The sequence below is a fragment of the Flavobacterium bizetiae genome (assembly GCF_902804475.1).
Lineage (GTDB): Bacteria > Bacteroidota > Bacteroidia > Flavobacteriales > Flavobacteriaceae > Flavobacterium > Flavobacterium bizetiae.
Genome location: NZ_CADCSU010000091.1, coordinates 17,345 through 39,492 on the forward strand (window position 1 = coordinate 17,345; position 22,148 = coordinate 39,492).

The window sequence follows — 22,148 nt, forward strand, 5'->3', positions numbered from 1 at the left end:
ATTCACCTAATTTATATCTTCAACCAGTTGCCATTGACATCTGAAAAAACAGTAGCCTTCTGGTCACCAACCGATATTTCGAGTTTATACTCTTTTTTTTCATTTACAAATGCCTTGTCTAGTTTTGCACCCGGATAAGCAGTTTGCAGCGCGGTTTTTACAGCAGGTGGTACAGCATCTGCATTCACCTCTGTATATTCTGCCTGAGCAGAAACAACCGTCATAGCTTGTTCTGAAGTTGTCGACATACTTGCGTAAGTAGACAAGCTTCCTAAAACTATTATTGCTGATAAGATTAACTTTTTCATGTTGCTCTCTTTTTAATTATTTCTTGATGATGTTTCCTGAAGCATCCGTAAATACAGTATACTTTTTGTCACCACTTGAGATTTCTAACTTGTACTCATTCTTTTCGTTTTTATAGGCTTTTTCAAGCTTAGTTTTTGGAAAAGATTTTTCGATAGTTGACTTTACTGCTGCCGGAACAGCATCTGCACCAATTTCAGTAAATTCATCCTGAACTGTCACTGACTGAGTCATTGAAGTTTTTACTACAGGATTAGCTGCCTGAACTGACAAACCTCCTAAAATGATTGCTGCTGATAAGATTAACTTTTTCATAATAATAGTTTTTATGGGTTACTTAATTATTTTTTAAGAATTTTACCAGTAGCATCTGTATAAACAGTAGACTTTTCACCTCTAACAGTGATCTCTATTTTATACTCCTTTTTTTCGTTAACATAAGCTTTGTCCAATTTTACACCTGGATAAGCCTCGTCTAACGCTGTTTTAATAGCTGCCGGTACGGCATCAACTTCTTTATATTCGTCCTGAATGTTTACTGATTGAACCATTGAACTTGTCACGGCTACATTCCCTGCTTGCATTGACAACCCTCCTAACAGGATAGCTGCCGATAAGATTAACTTTTTCATAGTGATAGTTTTTATAGTTAGTTTCTAATTATTTTTTAATCCAAGATCCATCTGCGTTAGCAAAAAGAGATCCTACTTTGTCACCTACTGTAACGTCTAGTTTATACTCTGATTTAGCATTTTTGTATGCTTTAGAAAGTACTGCATCGGGATACGCTTTTTTAAGAGCATCTGTAATTGCAACTGGCACTTCTTCTAACTTAATTTCAGTGTATTCGTCTTGAATTGAAATTGTTTTTACGATTGTATTTGAAATTGGAGAAGTTGAAGCAAATGATGTTAAACCTCCCAAAACGATTGCGGCTGATAAAAATAGATTTTTCATAATAGTTATATTTTAATATTGTTAATTTTATTTTAGTATTGCTTATTTGAATCTACATGAGATGAGCATCTAAAATTTAATTTGATTATTTTTTAATCCAGGTTCCGTCTGCGTTAGCAAAAAGGTTTCCTACTTTGTCACCAACGGTAACATCTAATTTATATTCTGATTTTTCGTTTTTATATGCTTTAGTAATTACAGCATCCGGGTAAGCTTTTTTCAAAGACTCAGCAATTGGAGCTGGTAATTCTTCTAATTTGATTTCTGTGTATTCGTCTTCAATAGAAATCGTTTTTACGATAGTATTTGTAATAGGAGTAGTTGAAGCGAATGAAGTTAAACTTCCTAAAACAATTGCGGCTGATAAAAATAGATTTTTCATAATGTGTATATTTTAATTATTAATAGTTGTTTACGCTTTAGATAATGAAATTATTATGCCGTAACGCAAACGTCGCCTCAACAACCACATAAAACCCTGTAATTTAAGCATTTAATTCGGTTATGCCAAAAAATAGAATTATAAATAACTGTGTAATTTTATGAAATACTGTATAAAAAGTATACACAAATAGTGTTTACACAACATATTTAACAACAAAACCCGATAAGCTTTAAATGCATATCGGGTTATTTAAGAAGTAATCATTCCGTAGAAATTTCTGTTTGGTAGCAAGTTTAATTTAGCTAGCCATAGGAACGTTTGATTTATAAATAAATAAAATTGTATTTAATTTGCACGAAACAAGTGTCCCTACAGGACACAATGCCAAAATTTCACTATTCTGATTTTCTACCAATCAAATATCCCTACGGAATAACAAATAGTGTAATATAATATAAACTAGAAAAAACGAAAACCACATAAAACAAAAAAGGCTGCCAAAATTGACAGCCTTTATATTATTCTTCTATAGGTTTCATTTTAAATGTATCCATAAATGCAGTTGTATAATCTCCTGCAATGTATCTTGGATCATCCATTAATTGTCTATGGAAAGGTATTGTAGTTTTAACTCCTTCGATTACGAATTCATCTAAAGCTCTACGCATTTTGCTTATTGCTTCTTCACGAGATTGTGCAGTTGTAATTAACTTAGCAATCATCGAATCGTAATTTGGTGGAATTGTATAACCAGAATAAACGTGAGTATCTAAACGAACTCCGTGACCTCCCGGCATATGAAGTGTAGTGATTTTTCCTGGTGAAGGACGGAAATCATTATAAGGATCTTCGGCATTAATACGACATTCGATAGCGTGTAATTCCGGTAAATAGTTTCTACCTGAAATTGGAATTCCGGCAGCTACCATAATTTGCTCACGAATTAAATCGTAATCAATTACTTGTTCTGTAATTGGGTGCTCTACCTGAATACGAGTATTCATTTCCATGAAGTAGAAATTTCTGTGTTTGTCTACTAAAAATTCTACTGTTCCAGCTCCTTCGTATTTAATGAATTCAGCAGCTTTTACAGCAGCTTCTCCCATTGCAGTACGTAATTCGTCTGTCATGAAAGGTGAAGGTGTTTCTTCAGTTAATTTTTGGTGACGACGTTGTACAGAACAATCTCTTTCAGAAAGGTGACATGCTTTTCCGTAAGAATCTCCAACAACCTGAATTTCGATATGACGTGGTTCTTCGATAAGTTTCTCCATGTACATACCGTCATTTCCAAATGCTGCAGCAGCTTCCTGACGTGCGCTTTCCCAAGCTTTCAATAATTCATCTTCTTTCCAGACAGCACGCATTCCTTTTCCACCACCACCAGCAGTTGCTTTAAGCATTACCGGGTAACCAAATTCTTTAGCTAATTTTTGTGTTTGTTCGAAAGATTCTAATAATCCATCTGAACCTGGTACACATGGAACTCCTGCCGCTTTCATTGTTGCTTTTGCAGAAGCTTTATCTCCCATTCTATCAATCATTTCAGGAGCAGCACCAATAAATTTTATTCCGTGTTCCTGACATATTTTTGAGAATTTAGCATTCTCAGAAAGAAATCCATAACCTGGATGAATTGCATCTGCATTTGTAATTTCTGCAGCGGCAATAATATTTGACATTTTCAAATACGATAAGTTACTTGGAGGAGGACCAATACAAACCGCTTCGTCAGCAAACTTAACATGTAGACTTTCTGCATCGGCTGTAGAGTAAACTGCTACAGTTTTGATTCCCATTTCTTTACATGTACGAATTACACGAAGTGCAATTTCTCCTCTATTCGCAATTAATATTTTTTTAAACATCTTACTTTAATTAGATAATTAGACAATTTGATAATTAGATAATTTTAGATGATTAACAAAACTATTGTGAATCCTTCTAAAATCTAAAATCTAAAATCTAAATTTATTTATGATGGATCAACTAAGAATAAAGGTTGGTCAAATTCTACAGGAGACATATCGTCAACAAGAATTTTTACAATTTTACCTGAAACTTCTGATTCGATTTCGTTAAATAATTTCATTGCTTCAATTACACAAAGAACATCACCTTTAGAAATAGTACTTCCAACCTCAGTAAATACTGGTTTGTCCGGAGATGGTTTTCTATAGAAAGTTCCAATAATTGGAGATTTAATAGTAATGAATTTAGAATCTTCTGCTTGAACAGATGCTTCGCTAGTTACGTTTACAACAGCTGGAGCTTGTTGAGGAGCGACTGCTTGTGGCAATGCAGCCTGAGCAGGCAATTGTTGTACATAAGTAGTTTCAGTTACATTTCCTTCTAAAGTTGTTCTGATAGTGATTTTTACATCATCCATTTCTAACTTTACCTCTGCAACTCCCGAATTTGCTACAAATTTGATTAGGTTTTGAATTTCTTTTAAATCCATAATGATTTGTTTTTAGTTTTAATTTATTTCTTATCGTAAGCCCATTTTAGGTAAATAGATCCCCAAGTGAATCCACCACCAAAAGCGGCAAAAATAATATTATCTCCTTTTTTGAACTTGTGCTCAAAATCGCTTAATACCAACGGCAATGTTGCTGAAGTTGTATTACCATATCTTTCGATATTCATTAATACTTTAGAATCTTCAAGCTCCATTCTACCAGCTGTAGCATCAATGATACGTTTGTTTGCCTGATGTGGCACCAACCAGTTTACGTCATCTTTAGTCAAATTGTTTCTTTTCAAAATCAATTCGCTGGCGTCAGCCATATTAGTTACAGCATATTTAAAAACGGTTTTTCCGTCCTGAATAATATTGTGTTGTCTGTTTTTAACGGTTTCTTCTGAAGTTCTTATTAGAGAACCGCCGGCAGGAATTTTAAGAAAATCGCGTCCTAAACCATCGCTTCGTAAGTATTCATCTTGCAAACCTAAACCTTCATAATTTGGTTCGAATAAAACGGCACCCGCTCCGTCTCCAAAAATAATACAAGTTGCTCTATCTGTGTAATCTACAATTGATGACATTTTATCAGCACCAATTAACAGTACTTTTTTATATCTTCCTGACTGAATGTAAGCTGCAGCAGTAGACATTCCGTATAAGAAACTTGAACAGGCCGCTTGCAAATCGTATGCAAATGCATTTGTAGCTCCAATTTCTGTAGCAACAAAAACTCCTGTAGAGGCTACCGGCATATCTGCTGTAGCTGTTGCCATTATAATCATATCAATCTCTAAAGGATCAATATTTGCTTTCGCAATTAAATCTTGTGCTGCTTTTATAGCAAGAAACGATGTTCCTTTATCAGCATCTTTTAAAATCCTTCTTTCTTTAATTCCAGTACGAGTAGTAATCCATTCGTCATTGGTATCGACCATTGTTTCTAATACTTTGTTCGAAAGTACAAAGTCAGGAACATAAGCTCCAACAGCGGTAATTGCGGCTGTGATTGTATTCATTATATTCTATTATTTCGTTTCAAATATTACTATTTGAAAAATTTTTAAAAGACTTGAAAATTACAAAAAAAAACGAAATGAATTTGTATATATTTTCTTAAAAAAAGAAAATTATAACCAACAAAAAAAACTCTCACTATGTGAGAGTTCTAGTATCATTTACAAAAACGTATTAAGCAACCGCTACAGATTTATCGATAACAACTTGCCCTCTGTAATACATTTTACCTTCATGCCAGTAAGCTCTGTGGTATAAATGTGCTTCTCCAGTAATAGGACATGTAGCGATTTGAGCTACAGTAGCTTTATAATGTGTTCTTCTCTTATCTCTTCTTGTTTTCGAGATTTTTCTCTTAGGATGTGCCATTTTACTATATTATTTATCCGTTAATAGTTTCTTTAATTTGTCCCAACGCGGGTCAATATCTTCTTCTTGTTTACTCTCTTCTTTTTCTTCTTTGACTTTGTTTATTGTCAGCTCATTTAGTTTTTTTAAGGCTTCAGTTTGCAAACTTCCGTCTTTTACTCCTGGATGAACTCGTTTTAGCGGCACCGAAAGCGCAATCATTTCATAAATGTATTGTGCAACATCTATTTCATGCTCTCCGTGTGGCAAGATCAACAACTCTTCGTTATCGTTATTGAATTCATCTCCAAAGCGAACAATTAATTTCATTTTACCTTTTAAAGGCAAGTCAAAATCTTCGCTTGTTAGATCACAAGGTACATTTACAGTTCCTTTGTGTTTGAATTCCAACTCTAACATGTTGCTCTTCTTATCTAAAACTAAACCCACTTTGATATCCGAACTTTGAAATTCGTCGTAATCAAAGTTCTCAAAGAACACGTTACTTATTTGATACTCAAAATGGTGTTTTCCTAGCTTTAACCCTATGAAAGGAATTAAAAATTCTTTTGTTTTGCTCATTTCAACATCAATTTCACCACCTCGTATCTAAAAATCAGATACCTGAATTGGGGTGCAAAGATATAAAATTATTATAAAACTAATAATCTTATTGACCTTTTTTTGTTTATAACTGTTTTTCTTTTATTTTAAGAGGTTTTTGAGTAATCTCTTCATACTGATTACGCGAGTGAAAAATATCTATTGCAAGATAAACCGCCTCCTTAAATGAATTAAAATCCGCCATGTCTTTTCCAGCAATATCGTAAGCTGTGCCGTGATCCGGCGACGTTCTTATCTTATTTAATCCTGCTGTATAATTAACTCCTTTCCCAAAAGACAATGTTTTAAAAGGTATTAATCCCTGATCGTGATAAGTTGCTACAATAGCATCATATTTCTCATATTGACCGCTTCCAAAAAAGCCATCAGCAGAAAAAGGACCAAAAACCATCGTTCCGGCATCAAATATTTTCTTTAAAGCAGGTTTTAACACCAAATCATCTTCTTTTCCTATTACACCACCATCACCAGCATGCGGATTTAATCCTAGCACAGCAATCTTTGGCCTTACGATACTAAAATCCTGAATTAAAGATTTTTTAATAGTTTCAATTTTTCTAGTAATTAATTCTTCTGTTAGATGAGAAGAAACTTCACTTAAAGGAACATGATCCGTCAATAAACCAACTCTCAAATTATCCTGCACCATCATCATCAATGCATTTCCTTCTAACTCCTGATCTAAATAATCTGTATGCCCGGGAAATTTAAAATTTTCTGACTGAATATTATATTTATTGATTGGAGCTGTAACTAACACATCAACCAAACCGTCTTTTAAAGCTTTCGTTGCCGCAACAAATGATTTAATGGCATACTCACCAATTTTCTCATCGTTTGTACCTAAATTAATATCTACTCCTTCTTTCCAAAGATTAAATACATTTACTTTCCCTGGCACAACCTGATCTAATTTATCGACACCATGAAACTGAACTGTAGAAGTAAAGCTCTTTTTTACAAAAGAAAGTATTTTGGCATTGGCAAAAATAACCGGCGTACACATTTCTAACATGCGAGAATCTTCGAATGTTTTTAATATAACTTCGCTTCCAATACCGTTTAAATCTCCAATTGAAATTCCAACAATTATATTTTCTGCTTTTTTATTCATGAGCTCAGGTTATTTATTACTAATTTTGATGTGCAAATTTAGTAAAATAAAACAACAATGTTTACAGGAATTATAGAAACCCTTGGAAGGATTCACGAAATAAAAAAAGACCAAAGCAATCTTCACGTAACAGTAGAAGCTTCTATTACCAACGAATTAAAAATAGACCAAAGCGTTTCGCACAACGGAATATGCCTGACAGTTGTCGCAATAAAAGATTCCTTTTATACCGTTACCGCTATCGAAGAAACCATTTCGAAAACAAATATTGGCGACTGGAAAGTTGGTGATATTATAAATTTAGAAAGAGGCATGAAACTTGGTGATCGCCTTGACGGACACATTGTACAAGGTCACGTAGACCAAACGGGAACCTGCATCAAGATCGAAGAAGCAAACGGAAGCTGGAATTACACTTTTGAATACGACAGAAACCTCAGCAACATTACTATCGAGAAAGGTTCAATAACAGTGAACGGGGTTAGCCTTACAGTAGTAAATTCTAAAACAAACGAATTTAGCGTTTCGATTATCCCGTACACTTTCGAAAATACAAATTTTAAGAATTTCGAAGTTGGAAGTAAAATAAATCTGGAATTTGATGTAGTTGGAAAATACATTTCGAGACTTTACTCAATAAACAAATAAGACTCAAATTTAATTTCATAAAAAAAGCTTCAATTTACATTGAAGCTTTTTTTATTTTATTTTTATAAACAGCAGTAAGACCTAAAACTAACCCTGCACCCAATAAAAAAAAAATATCTCTATCAATCGAAACTGGAACAGGGCCTGGCACGGGAATAGGATCACCATCATCATCTAACCCTCCCGCAGCTACTGCCCTTTCGGGTTTAGGAGGATGAACTTCCGCTTTAATGCTCGATATCGAAACTAAAACAATAAAAAACGACAAAAAAAATATTCTTATTCCCTTCATAATTTTAACATGCTGCATTACAGCAAGGTAGATTGTTAAATTTATTAAAATTTAATATAATTCGCACAAAAACAGGGGCTTAGATGCAAATATTTGACAAAAGTATATGTTTTTTGTAAAAAAACAAGATTTAAAGTAAAAAAGAGCAAAAAAACCTAAAATTACTTTTTAACGTAAGAATAGACCCAAAAAAAAGCAATTTTTCATTTAATTATCTACGTATTATTTTACAATTTAAAACTCCAACACAAATGATTTTTAACTTAGAAAAACAACTAATTAATTAACGAACAACAGATTAAAGATTTTTCAGACAAAATAATTCATTTAAAAAAAATCAAAAAAAAATGCCTTTACATTTCTGTAAAGGCATTTTATGTGGTCCCACCTGGGCTCGAACCAGGGACCACCTGATTATGAGTCAGGTGCTCTAACCAGCTGAGCTATAGGACCGGTTTGAGGATGCAATATTACTACTATTTTTAATTCACTCCAAATATTTTGGGATATGATTTCTAATTAATTTCAAATAATAGTCAGTCTTTTTAGAACATAATTGATTTTCAACCTCTTATTTCGCTTCTTTAAAAGATATTTTTTTATTTAATTTCCTGACAAAGCTCAACCAAAACGCCATTTGTGTTTTTTGGATGCAAAAAAACCACTAATTTATTGTCAGCACCTTTCTTTGGAGCTTCATTTATCAACACAAAACCTTCGTTTTTTAGACGCTCGATCTCAACATGAATATCTTCGACGTCAAAAGCGATGTGATGAATTCCCTCTCCTTTTTTTTCTAAAAACTTAGCAATAGGACTTTCGGGATTTGTTGCCATCAAAAGTTCAATTTTATTAGTTCCGGTTTGAAAAAACGAAGTCAGAACTCCTTCACTTTCAACTTCTTCTTCTTTATAGGAAGGAACGCCTAATAACTTTTCGAACAAAATATTAGCATCCTCCATGTTTTTAACCGCAATTCCGATATGTTCAATTTTATTTACCATCTTAAAAATAATTTACTGATTAACATACGTATTAAAATAACCACATTCGGCGATTACATCCTGATAATATTTAGTATCTGAGTAATCTTTCTTTAAAGCTTTAAAACCGCTCCAGGCAATAAAATTAATTTTATCATCATTTGCTTCCCACCAATTTTTCAGATCATTATACTTATTATTATAATAGTCGTTACGCTCACATTTTGCCAGCATATAAATACATTTTGCTTTTTGTTCTTTTGTAGTCGCCGCTTCAAAAGCTTTTTGATAATACATTTTAGGAACATCACAATTGGTAATCATTTTTTTCATTGAATCTCTAAATGAATAAGGATTCGAACCATAACCTACAATACTAATTTCATAGAAAGTTCTTCCATTTCCAAAATGACTAATATTATAAAACGCATTTCCTAACAACAAACTATTGGTATAAACATCTTCTTTTTGAGCCAGTTTATCCTGCATTGCTTTTACCGTATTCAAAAATTCAAGTTGCGAGTATTTCTTCTTTTGTGGCGCCGAATGATCACAATCGTGGCAATCTTTAATATTTCCGTTAAACGGATTTCCTAAAAAAGTATAATACTGAACCGAATCTGTTTGTTGAATAAAAGTAATCGCTTCAGAAATTTTATTTTTGAATGTTGCCTGAACTGCCTGAAAATTATTAATATCTTTTAATTTCAAATAATAAATTCCAGCTCCAATTTTCTCAATTTCGGTTTTATTTGGCTTAGCCAAAAATCCTTTCATATCTAACAAATTCTTTTCATCATCATAAAAGGCATTTCCTCCTCCCCAATAATACAAATTAGAATGAGAATCACCTCCAAACAATTCTACCATTACAGGATTTTGTTTTGCTCTATATAATGTAGCCAAATAGTTCTTGCTCCATTGTGCTGCATTTTGATAACGAAACTCCTGACCTTTATACGTTTTTGGAAGTTCCTGAAATAACCAATTCAAATCGGGTAAAATCGTTTTTTCGTTTTTATCTGTAAGCTTATCTATTTTACTCATGTTATTCACAAAACGAAGCAAACGCAATTGATAATTTGCCAGCTCAGTCTTCGGCATGGTTTTCTCCGCTTTATTCAGATTATTGTCTGCAGCAGCATAATCACCTTTCAAAGTCTGTAAATATCCCAGTGAAATATCCCATAAATATGGTTTTTCTGTATTTCCCGCTGCCGCAATTTTAGCTACTAAATCGAAAGCTTTTGCATTCATTTTAGCTTTATTCACCTCTCTGTTTTCGGCAACTGTTTGTTTCACAACAGGCGAATTATAATCGTCAGCATTTGTTTTTACCTCAAATGAATTGTTGATGCTTTGCTCCTGATTATTCACCAATCGGGTTAGTAAATAATTAAGGTGCTCACTTTTTGGATCTAAATCATAAATTTTTCCGATCGCCTGAGTTTCATCTTTATAATAACCATGAATTGCCCAAAGTGCTGCTTTTTCTTTATTACTTTTTGCCATTGCAAGAGACTTATTCCAATCGGCCTCATTTTGCGGATGAAAACTATACGCTGTCACAACTCTTAATTCAGGACATTTATCAAATACCTGCGCATATAAATAATTTGAAGTCGAATATTTTTTCTCTTGATGATTTATTCCTGCAACATACGCAAGCGCTCGGTAATACAAGGTGTTTTTTACTACAGAAGCTTCTGTTTTATTAAAAAATTCAATTGCTTTTTTCTTGTTACTACTATAAAAATAAGCTTTCATAGTAAGAAACCAATATCTGTTTTTTAAAAATGAATCGGCGGTTGTATTGTAAACATTCCCTATAGACTGAATCATTTTTAAATCATTAAAAGTTTTGGCCACAACAGGATCATAGCTCCAATAATCACTATTAATAGATACCGTTTCTATCTTTTGTGCCAAATACAAAAACTCAACAAAGCTTTTTACTTTAGCATCTTTTAAATCAATCTTTTTACCCCATTTTAATGAAGTTGGATTCTCTTTTTTATTTTTAAAGAAAACATGAAGTTGCGAAATATCTGTTTTATTTTGAGGTACTTTTTTCTCTGAAGAATATCTTGTCGTTTCTTCTCCAATTAGAAAATAACTTACGGTTGTAGTATCAACTTTTCCTTTTAGATAATTTGCCCAATCTGATTTTATATTTTTATTGAAACGCGAGTTGTGCTCGGTATCAAAACCAATTCCATAAAAAATAGCGCCTGATAAAAAAAGCGGTGAATACGATTTATCCGTAAATGTTTCTGGTGTAAAATTAGAGTTGTAACCAAATAAATCCCAGTCATCTCCTCCTCCACAAGCATAAATAACACCATATACAAAAAGTAAAACAGCACTAGAAACAAGAAATAACTTGTTTAAAAATATTCTTTTCATAGTTTTTAATATTGAATTCGTCTAAATCGTAAAATATAATTTCTCTTGGAGCCTGTACCAGATTTTCATCTAAATCATTAGCCATCTCTTTTAAATCTTTTGCAGAAATTGCTTCTATTTTCAGCAAGTCATCTTCCTCATAGAAAATGCCATTTTTATAATTGGATTTTTTCACCTTAAAAAAAATGGTTCCTGTTTTCTCAAAATTAGAATCTTTTTCCAGTTCGCTAACATTTAGTTTTGACCGCAAACCAATTACTTTCTGATCTCTAATATGCACTCCCCATGAATAAATTGGCAAAGCAAAATCAAGGTGCAACGGATATTTTTTTAAACTCTCAAGATATCTTTCAGCGATTTTTTTACTGTAAATTGAGTTTTCAGCATCTGGCGCAATCGTTCCCATATTATAATACATCAAAACTCCGGAATCGACATTTGGGATTTTCGTTTTCTTAAAATATTTTACCTGATGCAATCTAATTGTTGACGAAAGCTTTTTATGCGAAAGTTGTTTAAATCGTTCAATAAATTTAAGATAATGATCTTTACTTTTTAAAGTCCAGTCACAATCTATTTGAATCTCCTGACATGAAATTTTATTCTTTGCATTGATTTCCTCAACCAGACGAATTGTTTTCTGAGCCAGATCATCAATATCAAGATTAGGCAACAGCATGACTTTATTTTGAATAAAAACTACGGGAACAATATCAAAAGCATTGCTGTTTTCCTGAAAACGAATAGGACTTATTGGGATTGGTTCTTTAGTTTGGGGATGCAAACCTATATCAAAATAGCGAATATAAAGCTTACTCACTTCGTTATCCAGCAAAACTTCTTTCTCTGTTGGAGATAATTTAAAAATGGTTTTCCAATAATAAAAAGCTACGATTGGCTTTTCATTTTTACCACAAGAAATCAGTAAAAGGAATAATAAACCAACGAAAAATCTTTTTGTCAAAACTGGGAAAAATTATATTTGAAATCAAAAGTAAGAAATTATATCATGGCGATGATTTCAAATTCAAAAAAAATAGAGAAACAAATGAAAGCTGTAAATCCTAATAAATGGATAAAAAATTTCAATTAAAGCAAATATAATCGTTATTTTGTGCAATCAAATTCAGAAAACATTATGTTGAAAAACAACTTCAGATATATTTCATTTTTACTGGTATTTTTAATGTTGAGTTGCGCCAAGCGAGGCAGCATTACCGGCGGATTAAAAGACACTCTTGCCCCGGTTTTAAAATACAGTTCTCCAAAAAACATGACCACTAATTTTGAAGGTAATGAAATCATTTTAGGATTTGATGAATATGTAAAGCTTAAAAACCTGAACAAACAGCTTATTATTTCGCCTCCGATGAAACATGAGCCGTTGATTTTACCAACAACTGCAAGTAAAGTTATCACGATAAAAATAAAAGATACTTTACAGCCCAACACAACTTACAGCTTTAACTTCGGGCAAAGTATTGCGGACAATAATGAAGGTAACGCCATCAATCAGTTCAAATACATTTTCTCAACAGGACCATATATTGACTCGCTTTCGATTAGCGGACAAATTAAAGATGCTTACGAAAAAAATGTAGACAATTTTGTTTCTGTAATGCTTTATGAGGTAAATGACACTTTTAAAGATTCTTTAATTTACAAACAAAGCCCGAGATATATTACCAATACTTTGGATAGTTTAAGAACTTTTAAGTTAGAAAATTTAAAAGCCGGAAAATATCTATTGGTTGCATTGAAAGACAAAGGCGGTAATAACAGATACAATCCAAAAGATGATAAAATTGGATTTCTTAAACATTATATCACAGTTCCAAACGATACTATATTTGAATTAGAATTGTTTAAAGAAGTACTTCCGCTTAAAACATTCAAACCTATTCAGGCATCAGGAAACAGATTATATCTTCCTTATGAAGGCAAACAGGATTTTAAAACTTCTAAACCTAAAATTGTTCTTAAACACAATAATGAAGTTTTAGAAACTATCGTGACGGCTTTTCCTAAAAAAGATTCCTTACAAATTTGGTACAAACCTATAAAAGCAGATTCATTATCGCTGGAAGTAAGCAAAGACAATTACAACAAAAAGTTTTCTTTTAAAGTAAAAGATCAAAAGAAAGATACTCTGAATATTACTGCATTACAAAACGGAGTGATTAATTTCAGAGACCGTTTTACATTAGAATCCTCAACACCATTGGTTAAATTTGATAAATCAAAAATCAGATTAGTCAATAAAGATTCTGTTGCTGTAGACTTTACCACAGAATACAATGAATTTGAACAAAAGCTATATGTAGACTTTAAAAAAGAACCGGTCGAAAAATACAATGTTACCTTTTTTCCGGGTGCCTTGACGGATTTTTATGAAAAGACAAACGATACTTTAGCTTATAAATTAACCACCAAAGAACATTCTGACTACGGAAATCTTGTTTTGAATTTACAAAACGTAAAACGTTTTCCTATCATAGTTGAAGCCACTAATGCAAAGGGAGATGTTGTGTATGCAAGTGATTACTCTGAAGGAAAAACCAAACTTGAATTTAATTTAATGGTTCCCGACAAATTTACCATTCGAATTATATACGACGACAATAAAAACAAAAAGTACGATTCAGGAAACTTTTTGAATAAAACCTATGCCGAAGAAGTGTTTTACTACCAAACAGAAGTTGATGTACGAACGAATTGGGATGTAGATCAAGCCATAGATTTAAGCGTTCCGTTTAGTCCCGAAGTAGAAAAGAAGAAAATAGAGAAAAAGAAAAAAGAAGACGCCAAGAAGCGAACCGCATTCTAGATTTTAATCTCGAAAATATCTTTATCACTTAAAAAATCGAGTTTTTCCCGAGTTTCCAGCATGATCTTTTTATCTAATTCAACGATAAAAACGGCTTCGGATTCTTGGGGTTCTAAAATAAAATTTCCCAGAAAATCAATCGCTTGCGAATGCCCAATGTGTTCGTAATTGTTGGCGTCTAGTCCTACTCTATTTACACCTACTACGTAACTTAAATTCTCAATTGCTCTTGCTTTTAGCAGGGAATCCCAGGCATTAGTACGCACTTTTGGCCAATTGGCAACGTATAAAAGCAGGTCATAATTTTCGACATTTCTGGCAAAAACCGGAAATCGTAAGTCGTAACAAACTTGCAGACAAATCTTCCAATCAAGATATTCTACAATTACTTTTTTATTTCCGTTGGTATAGAATTTATCTTCTCCCGCAAGCGAAAACAAATGACGCTTGTCATAATACTGAATTTCTCCTGACGGAAAAACAAACAGCATTCTGTTATAATACTTCTCATTTTCGACAATAATCAAACTTCCCGTAATGGCGAAGTTTTTTTGTTTTGCCAAAGATTGCAGCCACAAAACGGTTTCGCCTTTCATAGTTTCGGCAACTTCAACAGCATTCATAGTAAATCCTGTCGAAAACATTTCCGGAAGCACCACCAAATTAACCTCAGAATCGATCTGATTTATTTTCGATTCAAAGTTTTTTCTGTTTCTCGAAGCGTCTTCCCAATAAAGATCTGATTGTATAATTGCGATTTTCATATTTCAAAAATACGAATTTTAAGATTAAAATATATTTTTATCAAAAAAGCATTATCTGCAAAATTTTCTCAAAACACCGCCAAAAATCAGACTTCTTTTAAGAATTAAAAATGCTTCACGAAAAAATATTGCAAAAAATATGCGCTTTGTGCAAAAAATATGCAAATGTGAAAAATAAATTTTTATATTTGATCGCCAATAAAAACCAAAAGAAAACATGAAAACCAAACAATTATGAAAACAAAGCTAATTTCATTAGTGTTTATTGGGGGGATGATCTTCTCAGCAAATGCAAAAGAGGCTGCAATTAAAAAGCATCTCTTTGAACAAAAAAGCAATCAGACAGAAATTTCAGGCCAAGTAGTTGGTCAGGATGACGGAATGCCAATTGCCGGAGCAACGATTTATGCAAAAGGCAATAATAAAATAGCTACCATAACTGACGAAACCGGAAAATTCAAACTAAATGTTCCGGAAAACGAAACTCACATCATCGTTACGTACATGGGTTATGCATCTTTAGAATATAAATTAGACAATACACAAAACTTAGTTATAAGCTTAAAACCTGCCGAAAATGTTTTAGATCAGGTTTTGGTAACAGCATTAGGAGTTAAAAAAAGCAGTAAATCTGTTGCCTATGCCGTAACAGAACTAAAAGGAACTGAATTTACAAAAGCGAAAGAAACCAATATCGCTAATGCATTAGTAGGTAAAATTGCAGGTGTAAACGTGAGCAGCACCGCAACTGGCCCTAACGGTTCAAGCAGAGTTGTAATAAGAGGTAACGGATCGCTAAACGGAAATAACCAGCCGATGTATGTGGTTAACGATTTACCGATAGACAATACGCAACTAAACTTACCTGGAATTGGCAACGGACCAGGATCTACCAGAATAAACGTTGACCGAGGTGACGGAACATCTGTTATCAACGCGGATGACATTAAAACCATCACTGTTTTAAAAGGTGGAACGGCAGCGGCATTATACGGTGCGAATGCTGCGAATGGTGTTATCTTGATTCAGACTAAAAGAGGTGCCGCTCAAAAAGGAATTGGAGTAGATTATAATACTTCTTTTACTTTTGAAACGCCATCGATCATACCAGATTGGCAATATGAATATGGTTCTGGAGCACTTGGAAAAAAACCTACAACACAAGCCGAAGCTATAGCAGCAGGACGTTGGTCTTGGGGAGCTAAAATGGACGGAACAAATGTGGTACAATTTGACGGAGTAGCGAGACCTTACGTTGCTCAAAAAAATAATATCAAGAACTTTTACGAAACGGGAACGACTTTCATCAATTCATTGGCTTTGTCTGGCGGAAATGAAAAAGCGACAGGACGTCTTTCTTTTTCGAACATGGACAATCAGGGCGTGGTACCAAACTCAGATTTTAATAGAAAAAGCATCAATATTGCCAGCAACGTAAACCTAACAAACTGGTTAAAATTTGATGTTGTAGCACAGTACAATATCGAAAAATCAAATAACAGAGTTACGGTTTCTGATGCTGAGGCAAATCCAAACTGGGGAACTTACATGATTGCAAATACTGTAGACATTAGAAATCTTGCTCCCGGGTATGATGAAAATGGCGTAGAAGAAGCATGGAATCCTGTTGCGGTAGCTACAAACCCTTATTTTGTGGTTAATAAAATTAAAAACAACGATACCAAAAATCGTTTTATCGGAATGTTGAATGTAAAATTAAACTTTACACCAGAATTATTCCTTCAGGGTAGAATTGGTCAGGATTTTACAGATTATCAGTTCTTTGGATACATCCCAAAAACAACTTTAAACAATCCTGTAGGTTATGCTCAAGGTTCAAGAGTTAAAATATCGAATTTGAATTCTGAAGCAATTCTTAATTATACCAAGAAAAATATCGTTGATAATTTCTCTTTAAATGCTTTAATCGGAGTAAACTCACGCACCAATTTAAGAGACGAAACAAGATTTGAGGGTTCTAACTTTGTATTGGATGATTTTTATGCCATAAGCAATTTATCGACTCTTACTTACAGTTATCCTTACGGAAAAACAAAAACAAATTCGGTTTACGCGGCGGCAGATTTCGACTATAAAAATATCGTCTTTTTGAATGTTACCGGACGTCAGGATTGGTTTTCTACGCTTTCAAAAGACAACAATACTGTATTTTATCCATCGGTAGGAACAAGTATTATTGTTTCGGATATTGTGAAAATGCCAGAATTTATTTCGTTTGCAAAATTAAGAAGTTCATGGGCACAAGTGGGTGGAGCAACTCCGGATCCTTATGCATTGAACCAATCGTATTCGATGATTCAGGGCGGACACAACGGTCAGCAATTACAAGGACCAACAAGTTCAAGAGTTCCAAATCCTACTTTAAGTCCGTTGACTTCTACAACATTTGAGATTGGAACTGATTTAGGATTTTTCAATAATCGTTTGAATCTTGATTTTGCTTACTATAACCGTGCTACAACAAATGACATTGTCGAAACTACGATTTCAAACGCTTCAGGATCTAGCACCGCTTTATTGAATCTTGGAAAAATGAGAAATAAAGGGGTTGAAGTTTTATTGAGTGGAAAAATCATCAATTCAGAAAATTTCTCATGGGACGCAAGTTTTAACGGATCTTACAACAAAAACACAGTTGAAGCCCTTACAGATCAGTTAAACTCAATTACAATGGCAACTTCTGTAAACGGATATGTAACGATAACAAGTGATGTTGGACGCCCATATAGTATTATAAAAGGATACAAACCTCGCGTAGATGCAAAAGGAAATACAGTTTATAATGTAAGCGGAGGTTCTGCTACTATCGCGCAAGGTCCGCTTGAAGAATTAGGTCAGGGAGTTCACCCTTGGACAGCGGGAATTAGCAACGAATTCAAATACAAAAATATCTCATTCAGCTTTTTGATCGATGGTAAATTTGGAGGAAGTTTATATTCAGGAACGGATTTATACGGAACTCGTATGGGATTAACAAAATTAACGCTTGAAGGTCGTGAAAACGGTTTACCAATAAAAGGAGTTGATACAAACGGAAATCCTGTAGACATGGTAATTGCTCCTGAAAACTTAAGAACATACTATGATGGTTTAAGAAACATTTCATCAACATTTGTATATGATGCAAGTTTTGTAAAATTAAGACAAATCATTCTTGGGTACGATTTACCTATTCAAAGAATCAAAGGATTATCAAAACTTCAGGGAGCTTCTGTTTCATTTATCGCCAGAAACTTATTCATTCTTTACAAGAAAACACCAAACGTAGATCCTGAATCTGTATTTAGTGCAGGAAATGCTCAGGGTGTAGAACAATTTGGAGTGCCAAAAACCAGAAGTTTCGGTTTAAGTTTAAATGTTAAATTTTAAACTCACTTAGTTGCTAATTTTTAAATTAAAAGACATGAAAAAGTTAACCATATTATATATCGCAGGAATACTTTTAGGAAGTATGGCATCCTGTACTGATGATTTTGAAGAAATCAATACTAACCCAAATTCCGTTGATAAACCAAACCCGAATTTTGTTTTCAGTAAAGCACAGCTGGACGGTTTAAACAACAATTATTTCTTAATCAATATTTTAGAATGCGGCGGTATGATACAGCATTATGCTACATACAAAGAAGCTTCTGGTGTGGGAGATAAATATTTAAGCAACGAAGTTTATTATTCGGCTTATTTCAATCAGGCTTATCCAACCGGGATTGCCGAAACACAAATTGTAATCGATGCTTTAAAAAATAGTCCAAACGAAAGTAACCGACTTAATATTGCCAGAATCTGGAAAGCGTATTTGTATCATAAAATTACAGATTTATACGGAGACATTCCGTACTCAGAAGCTGCAAAAGCAAACAGTACGCAAATTTTTATTCCAAAATATGATTCTCAGGAATTCATCTACAAAGATTTACTAAAAGAATTAGATGAAGCTGCAACAGCATTAGATCCTGCGAAACCAAGTTTTGGCAAAGCCGATTTTATTTATGATGGAGATGTTGCCAAATGGAAAAAATTCTCTTACTCTTTAATGCTTCGTTTAGGATTGCGATTAAGTAAAGTAGATCCTGCTTTATCAAAAACTTGGGTAACCAAAGCCATTGCCGGAGGCGTAATCCTGAATACTTCTGACAATGCGATCATGAAATATACCGACGGCCCAAATGACTTTAACAGAAATCCTGTTGGTCTTGATTCGAGAAGACAAGATTTTACAGCAGGCTCTTATGGTCAAAAAAATGTTGAAGGCGGAAAACTTGCGGTAACTTTTATTAATTTATTAAAATCTACTGCTGATCCCAGAATTAGTGTTTACTCAGGTGTTTGGCAAGGAACAGTACAAAACACGACTCTTGCAATTCAAAAAGGTTTTCCTAACGGAACTAAAACAGCTCCAACAGCGGCTGAACAAGCGACTTATTCTGAACCTAACCAAAGTACCGTTTTTAAATATGATGCTCCACTTGTATTGATAAGCAATGCCGAAACGAATTTTTATTTAGCCGAAGCTGCCGCTAGAGGCTGGTATACCGGAGATACAGATAAAAATCTTTATGAAAATGGTGTAAAAGCCTCTTTCTTAAACATGGGAATCTACGGAATAAGTTATGCTATAACAGATGCAACTGCTTATTTAACCTTAAATCCGTTTAATGCTGCGGGATCTTTTGAAGCAAAAATGAACCAGATTCATACTCAGATTTATATTGCTTTATTTGTAGACGAACAGGAAGTCTATGCCAACTGGAGAAGAACAGGATATCCGGTTTTAACACCGGTAAATTTTCCGGGCAACGTTACAAATGGCACAATTCCAAGACGTTTCAAATACCCAACCAGCGAATACTCAGTGAATTCAGCTAACTTAGCAGAAGCGGTTAAACGTCAGGGAGAAGATAGTTTTACAACCAGAATGTGGTGGGATAAATAAAAATAATAACCGTTGACATAATTATTTAAACATATAGAAACCTAGTTTTAATTAAAAATTGAGAATTAAAAATTAAAAACTATGAAACCGCATTTCACATATCGCTATGATATTTATTATAAGTGAAACGCCTTTTTAAATTCCAAAAAACTATGTTTCTATGTGTTTAATCAAATTTTCACCAATTACTCTCAACGGAGTTAATAATACAAAAGATAAATGAGCATTTTAATTCTTACGGCATGCATTGCGTTTTTAATCATTCAGATAGCTTGGCTTAAAATCAATCCGTTTATTGCCTTTATCATAACAGCTTTATTAGCAGGTCTTTTTTTAGGGCTGCCAATAGAAACTTTGTCTCAAACCGTACAAAAAGGTTTGGGCGAAATGTTAGGATCTATCACTTTGATTATTGTTTTCGGAACCTGTATTGGTAAACTTACCGTTTCATCAGGTGCTGCCAATGTTATTGCCAAAACAGTTATGGGATGGACGGGCAAAAAATACGTTCGCCTTGGCTTAATGATTACCGGATTTATTGTTGGGATACCACTATTTTATAGCGTTGGATTTGTTTTGTTAGTTCCATTAATCTTCTCAGTAGCCCATCAATTTAAACTGTCAAAAGTATATCTCGGTATTCCAATGCTGGCGTCGCTTTCAGTAGCACACGGTTTCTTGCCTCCACATCCGTCTCCAATGGCTTTAAGCAGTATTTTAAAAGCTGATATCGGACTCGTTTTAGTCTACGGAATCATCATTGCGATTCCAACTATATTTATTGCAGGATTGTTATTTTCGAATTTACTCAAAAACATCAAAACCGAATCAGACCATGAAATTCTAAACGTCGAAGAAATAGTTAATGAAGGGAAACGACCTAGTTTTTCTCTTAGTTTATTCTCCGCCTTATTTCCGGTTTTCGGATTAACACTGACCTCGATATTACCCATGATTTCTAAAAATGAAACTCTGGTTAATATCTGCAAAACGGTTGGAGAACCAAGTATGATTATGCTGATTTCTTTATTGATTTGTACCTATACGTTAGGAATCAGAATGAACAGAAGCATCACATCAGTAATGGATGATTATGCCGTTGCAATAAAAGATGTCGCTTTGATTGTTCTAATTGTTGGTGGAGCCGGAGGTTTAAAAGAAGTAATGATCGTAAGCGGCGTAAACGAAACTATCGTAGCAACTTTAACACAAATAAACATTCATCCATATTTATTGGCCTGGATGATGGCGGCAATCATACGCGTTTGTGTAGGTTCTGCTACAGCAGCCGGATTAATGACTGCAAGCGTTTTATTACCTTTACTACAAACCACCGGGCTCGACCCTAACCTATTAGTCTTATCAGTAGGAGCAGGAAGTTTAATGTGTTCGCACGTAAACGATCCAAGCTTCTGGATGTTCAAAGAATATTTTAATATCAGCCTAAAAGACACGTTCAAATCATGGACCGTCATGGAATCTCTAGTATCTGTTTTAGGAATCATTTTCGTTTTTATTTTAAACTCTATAATACATTAATATCATGAATTTATTACCACAAGAAAAATTTGAAACACTTGGTTTGTCTCTTCCACCGGCGCCTCAGCCATTAGGAATATATAAACCGTATTTAGTTGATGGTAAATATTTATATCTTTCAGGTCACGGGCCTGTTAACGACGACAAATCCTTAATCATTGGCCGAATTGGCGATGACATGGATATCGAAGAAGGAAAATTAGCAGCAAGACAAGTCGGATTAACCATGCTTTCTACAATTGTAACCAATTTCGGGAGCCTGAATAAAGTAAAACGTGTTATAAAAGTTTTAGGAATGGTCAATTGCAATGGCGAATTCTTGAGACATCCGTACGTTATAAACGGTTGTAGCGAATTGTTTGCCGAAGTTTGGGGACAAGAAAACGGAATTGGAGTAAGAAGCGCCGTAGGAATGGGTTCTTTACCGGACAATATTCCTGTTGAAGTTGAAGCTGTTTTCGAATTATATTAAAAAAAAGTTATGCCACAGATTTCACAGATTAAAATGATTTTTTTTCGC

The 22,148-nt window shown here is 33.8% G+C and carries 22 protein-coding genes and 1 tRNA gene; 6 read left to right on the forward strand and 17 right to left on the reverse strand.

The annotated features are described in order from the left end of the window. Positions 1-11 precede the first annotated feature (11 nt). From FLACOL7796_RS11855 to pdxA, 11 genes are all read right to left on the reverse strand, one after another. Entirely contained in the window at positions 12-308 is a 297-nt protein-coding gene (locus tag FLACOL7796_RS11855) for a hypothetical protein (RefSeq protein WP_173970994.1), read from the reverse strand. Positions 309-324: 16 nt separating this feature from the next. Then, a complete protein-coding gene (locus tag FLACOL7796_RS11860) occupies positions 325-621 on the reverse strand; it encodes a PepSY-like domain-containing protein (protein WP_173970995.1) in 297 nt (98 codons plus the stop codon). Between the two features lie 26 nt (positions 622-647). Then, positions 648-938, reverse strand: a complete 291-nt coding sequence (locus FLACOL7796_RS11865) for a hypothetical protein (protein ID WP_173970996.1) — start codon at positions 936-938, stop codon at positions 648-650. A gap of 28 nt (positions 939-966) precedes the next feature. Further along, a complete protein-coding gene (locus FLACOL7796_RS11870) occupies positions 967-1,263 on the reverse strand; it encodes a hypothetical protein (RefSeq protein WP_173970997.1) in 297 nt (98 codons plus the stop codon). An 85-nt stretch (positions 1,264-1,348) separates the two neighbouring features. Next, on the reverse strand, positions 1,349-1,645 hold the full coding sequence (locus FLACOL7796_RS11875; RefSeq protein WP_065448665.1) for a hypothetical protein: 297 nt from the start codon (positions 1,643-1,645) through the stop codon (positions 1,349-1,351). Between the two features lie 521 nt (positions 1,646-2,166). Further along, positions 2,167-3,516: an acetyl-CoA carboxylase biotin carboxylase subunit gene (gene accC, locus FLACOL7796_RS11880; RefSeq protein ID WP_173970998.1), complete on the reverse strand. Its 1,350-nt coding sequence runs from the start codon at positions 3,514-3,516 to the stop codon at positions 2,167-2,169. 107 nt (positions 3,517-3,623) lie between these two features. Then, positions 3,624-4,109, reverse strand: coding sequence for an acetyl-CoA carboxylase biotin carboxyl carrier protein (accB, locus tag FLACOL7796_RS11885; protein ID WP_083692582.1), 486 nt, complete (start codon positions 4,107-4,109; stop codon positions 3,624-3,626). Between the two features lie 23 nt (positions 4,110-4,132). Continuing rightward, positions 4,133-5,131 carry a beta-ketoacyl-ACP synthase III gene (locus FLACOL7796_RS11890; protein ID WP_173970999.1) on the reverse strand — a complete coding sequence of 333 codons (999 nt, stop codon included), beginning with the start codon at positions 5,129-5,131 and terminating at the stop codon, positions 4,133-4,135. A gap of 172 nt (positions 5,132-5,303) precedes the next feature. Continuing rightward, positions 5,304-5,498 carry a 50S ribosomal protein L32 gene (rpmF, locus tag FLACOL7796_RS11895; protein ID WP_007137315.1) on the reverse strand — a complete coding sequence of 65 codons (195 nt, stop codon included), beginning with the start codon at positions 5,496-5,498 and terminating at the stop codon, positions 5,304-5,306. A 9-nt stretch (positions 5,499-5,507) separates the two neighbouring features. After that, on the reverse strand, positions 5,508-6,059 hold the full coding sequence (locus tag FLACOL7796_RS11900) for a YceD family protein (protein WP_173971000.1): 552 nt from the start codon (positions 6,057-6,059) through the stop codon (positions 5,508-5,510). A gap of 106 nt (positions 6,060-6,165) precedes the next feature. Continuing rightward, entirely contained in the window at positions 6,166-7,215 is a 1,050-nt protein-coding gene (gene pdxA, locus FLACOL7796_RS11905) for a 4-hydroxythreonine-4-phosphate dehydrogenase PdxA (RefSeq protein ID WP_173971001.1), read from the reverse strand. A 57-nt stretch (positions 7,216-7,272) separates the two neighbouring features. On the opposite strand from pdxA, the gene FLACOL7796_RS11910 reads away from it, so the two are divergent. Continuing rightward, the gene (locus FLACOL7796_RS11910; protein WP_173971002.1) at positions 7,273-7,863 is read left to right on the forward strand and encodes a riboflavin synthase; all 591 of its coding nucleotides are present in this window, start codon (positions 7,273-7,275) and stop codon (positions 7,861-7,863) included. Positions 7,864-7,897: 34 nt separating this feature from the next. On the opposite strand, the gene FLACOL7796_RS11915 is transcribed toward FLACOL7796_RS11910, so the two are convergent. The 5 genes from FLACOL7796_RS11915 to FLACOL7796_RS11935 form a co-directional block, all read right to left on the reverse strand. Continuing rightward, positions 7,898-8,155 (reverse strand): hypothetical protein, encoded by a 258-nt coding sequence (locus tag FLACOL7796_RS11915; protein WP_173971003.1) that lies wholly within the window; start codon positions 8,153-8,155, stop codon positions 7,898-7,900. 379 nt (positions 8,156-8,534) lie between these two features. Further along, positions 8,535-8,608: transfer RNA gene (locus FLACOL7796_RS11920), tRNA-Ile, on the reverse strand. Positions 8,609-8,754: 146 nt separating this feature from the next. After that, on the reverse strand, positions 8,755-9,159 hold the full coding sequence (mce, locus tag FLACOL7796_RS11925) for a methylmalonyl-CoA epimerase (protein ID WP_173971004.1): 405 nt from the start codon (positions 9,157-9,159) through the stop codon (positions 8,755-8,757). 12 nt (positions 9,160-9,171) lie between these two features. Beyond that, the gene (locus tag FLACOL7796_RS11930) at positions 9,172-11,544 is read right to left on the reverse strand and encodes a hypothetical protein (RefSeq protein WP_173971005.1); all 2,373 of its coding nucleotides are present in this window, start codon (positions 11,542-11,544) and stop codon (positions 9,172-9,174) included. Next, positions 11,504-12,508: a hypothetical protein gene (locus tag FLACOL7796_RS11935; protein WP_173971006.1), complete on the reverse strand. Its 1,005-nt coding sequence runs from the start codon at positions 12,506-12,508 to the stop codon at positions 11,504-11,506. Before FLACOL7796_RS11935 ends, FLACOL7796_RS11930 begins: the two co-directional genes overlap by 41 nt. Before the next feature lie 174 nt (positions 12,509-12,682). Here FLACOL7796_RS11935 and FLACOL7796_RS11940 point away from each other — a divergent pair, with 174 nt between their 5' ends. Next, positions 12,683-14,371: an Ig-like domain-containing protein gene (locus FLACOL7796_RS11940; protein ID WP_173971007.1), complete on the forward strand. Its 1,689-nt coding sequence runs from the start codon at positions 12,683-12,685 to the stop codon at positions 14,369-14,371. On the opposite strand, the gene FLACOL7796_RS11945 is transcribed toward FLACOL7796_RS11940, so the two are convergent. Continuing rightward, positions 14,368-15,135, reverse strand: a complete 768-nt coding sequence (locus tag FLACOL7796_RS11945) for a nitrilase family protein (RefSeq protein ID WP_173971008.1) — start codon at positions 15,133-15,135, stop codon at positions 14,368-14,370. The two genes, FLACOL7796_RS11940 and FLACOL7796_RS11945, sit on opposite strands and share 4 nt — an antisense overlap. A 234-nt stretch (positions 15,136-15,369) precedes the next feature. Between FLACOL7796_RS11945 and FLACOL7796_RS11950 the strand changes: the two genes are divergently transcribed. The 4 genes from FLACOL7796_RS11950 (at position 15,370) to FLACOL7796_RS11965 (ending at position 22,100) form a co-directional block, all read left to right on the forward strand. After that, complete coding sequence (locus FLACOL7796_RS11950) at positions 15,370-18,525, forward strand: SusC/RagA family TonB-linked outer membrane protein (protein ID WP_173971009.1); 3,156 nt, start codon at positions 15,370-15,372, stop codon at positions 18,523-18,525. Positions 18,526-18,559: 34 nt separating this feature from the next. Then, entirely contained in the window at positions 18,560-20,089 is a 1,530-nt protein-coding gene (locus FLACOL7796_RS11955; RefSeq protein ID WP_173971010.1) for a SusD/RagB family nutrient-binding outer membrane lipoprotein, read from the forward strand. A 219-nt stretch (positions 20,090-20,308) separates the two neighbouring features. Continuing rightward, a complete protein-coding gene (locus FLACOL7796_RS11960; protein WP_173971011.1) occupies positions 20,309-21,628 on the forward strand; it encodes a GntP family permease in 1,320 nt (439 codons plus the stop codon). Between the two features lie 4 nt (positions 21,629-21,632). Further along, positions 21,633-22,100 (forward strand): RidA family protein, encoded by a 468-nt coding sequence (locus FLACOL7796_RS11965; RefSeq protein WP_089478791.1) that lies wholly within the window; start codon positions 21,633-21,635, stop codon positions 22,098-22,100. Positions 22,101-22,148: the final 48 nt, after the last annotated feature.

Excerpts from the sequence above, each read along its gene's own strand:
- FLACOL7796_RS11855 (WP_173970994.1), bottom strand. The coding sequence starts at position 308 with ATGAAAAAGTTAATCTTATCAGCAATAATAGTTTTAGGAAGCTTGTCT.
- FLACOL7796_RS11860 (WP_173970995.1), bottom strand. The coding sequence starts at position 621 with ATGAAAAAGTTAATCTTATCAGCAGCAATCATTTTAGGAGGTTTGTCA.
- FLACOL7796_RS11865 (WP_173970996.1), bottom strand. The coding sequence starts at position 938 with ATGAAAAAGTTAATCTTATCGGCAGCTATCCTGTTAGGAGGGTTGTCA.
- FLACOL7796_RS11870 (WP_173970997.1), bottom strand. The coding sequence starts at position 1,263 with ATGAAAAATCTATTTTTATCAGCCGCAATCGTTTTGGGAGGTTTAACA.
- FLACOL7796_RS11875 (WP_065448665.1), bottom strand. The coding sequence starts at position 1,645 with ATGAAAAATCTATTTTTATCAGCCGCAATTGTTTTAGGAAGTTTAACT.
- accC (WP_173970998.1), bottom strand. The coding sequence starts at position 3,516 with ATGTTTAAAAAAATATTAATTGCGAATAGAGGAGAAATTGCACTTCGT.
- accB (WP_083692582.1), bottom strand. The coding sequence starts at position 4,109 with ATGGATTTAAAAGAAATTCAAAACCTAATCAAATTTGTAGCAAATTCG.
- FLACOL7796_RS11890 (WP_173970999.1), bottom strand. The coding sequence starts at position 5,131 with ATGAATACAATCACAGCCGCAATTACCGCTGTTGGAGCTTATGTTCCT.
- rpmF (WP_007137315.1), bottom strand. The coding sequence starts at position 5,498 with ATGGCACATCCTAAGAGAAAAATCTCGAAAACAAGAAGAGATAAGAGA.
- FLACOL7796_RS11900 (WP_173971000.1), bottom strand. The coding sequence starts at position 6,059 with ATGAGCAAAACAAAAGAATTTTTAATTCCTTTCATAGGGTTAAAGCTA.
- pdxA (WP_173971001.1), bottom strand. The coding sequence starts at position 7,215 with ATGAATAAAAAAGCAGAAAATATAATTGTTGGAATTTCAATTGGAGAT.
- FLACOL7796_RS11910 (WP_173971002.1), top strand. The coding sequence starts at position 7,273 with ATGTTTACAGGAATTATAGAAACCCTTGGAAGGATTCACGAAATAAAA.
- FLACOL7796_RS11915 (WP_173971003.1), bottom strand. The coding sequence starts at position 8,155 with ATGAAGGGAATAAGAATATTTTTTTTGTCGTTTTTTATTGTTTTAGTT.
- mce (WP_173971004.1), bottom strand. The coding sequence starts at position 9,159 with ATGGTAAATAAAATTGAACATATCGGAATTGCGGTTAAAAACATGGAG.
- FLACOL7796_RS11930 (WP_173971005.1), bottom strand. The coding sequence starts at position 11,544 with ATGAAAAGAATATTTTTAAACAAGTTATTTCTTGTTTCTAGTGCTGTT.
- FLACOL7796_RS11940 (WP_173971007.1), top strand. The coding sequence starts at position 12,683 with ATGTTGAAAAACAACTTCAGATATATTTCATTTTTACTGGTATTTTTA.
- FLACOL7796_RS11945 (WP_173971008.1), bottom strand. The coding sequence starts at position 15,135 with ATGAAAATCGCAATTATACAATCAGATCTTTATTGGGAAGACGCTTCG.
- FLACOL7796_RS11950 (WP_173971009.1), top strand. The coding sequence starts at position 15,370 with ATGAAAACAAAGCTAATTTCATTAGTGTTTATTGGGGGGATGATCTTC.
- FLACOL7796_RS11955 (WP_173971010.1), top strand. The coding sequence starts at position 18,560 with ATGAAAAAGTTAACCATATTATATATCGCAGGAATACTTTTAGGAAGT.
- FLACOL7796_RS11960 (WP_173971011.1), top strand. The coding sequence starts at position 20,309 with ATGAGCATTTTAATTCTTACGGCATGCATTGCGTTTTTAATCATTCAG.
- FLACOL7796_RS11965 (WP_089478791.1), top strand. The coding sequence starts at position 21,633 with ATGAATTTATTACCACAAGAAAAATTTGAAACACTTGGTTTGTCTCTT.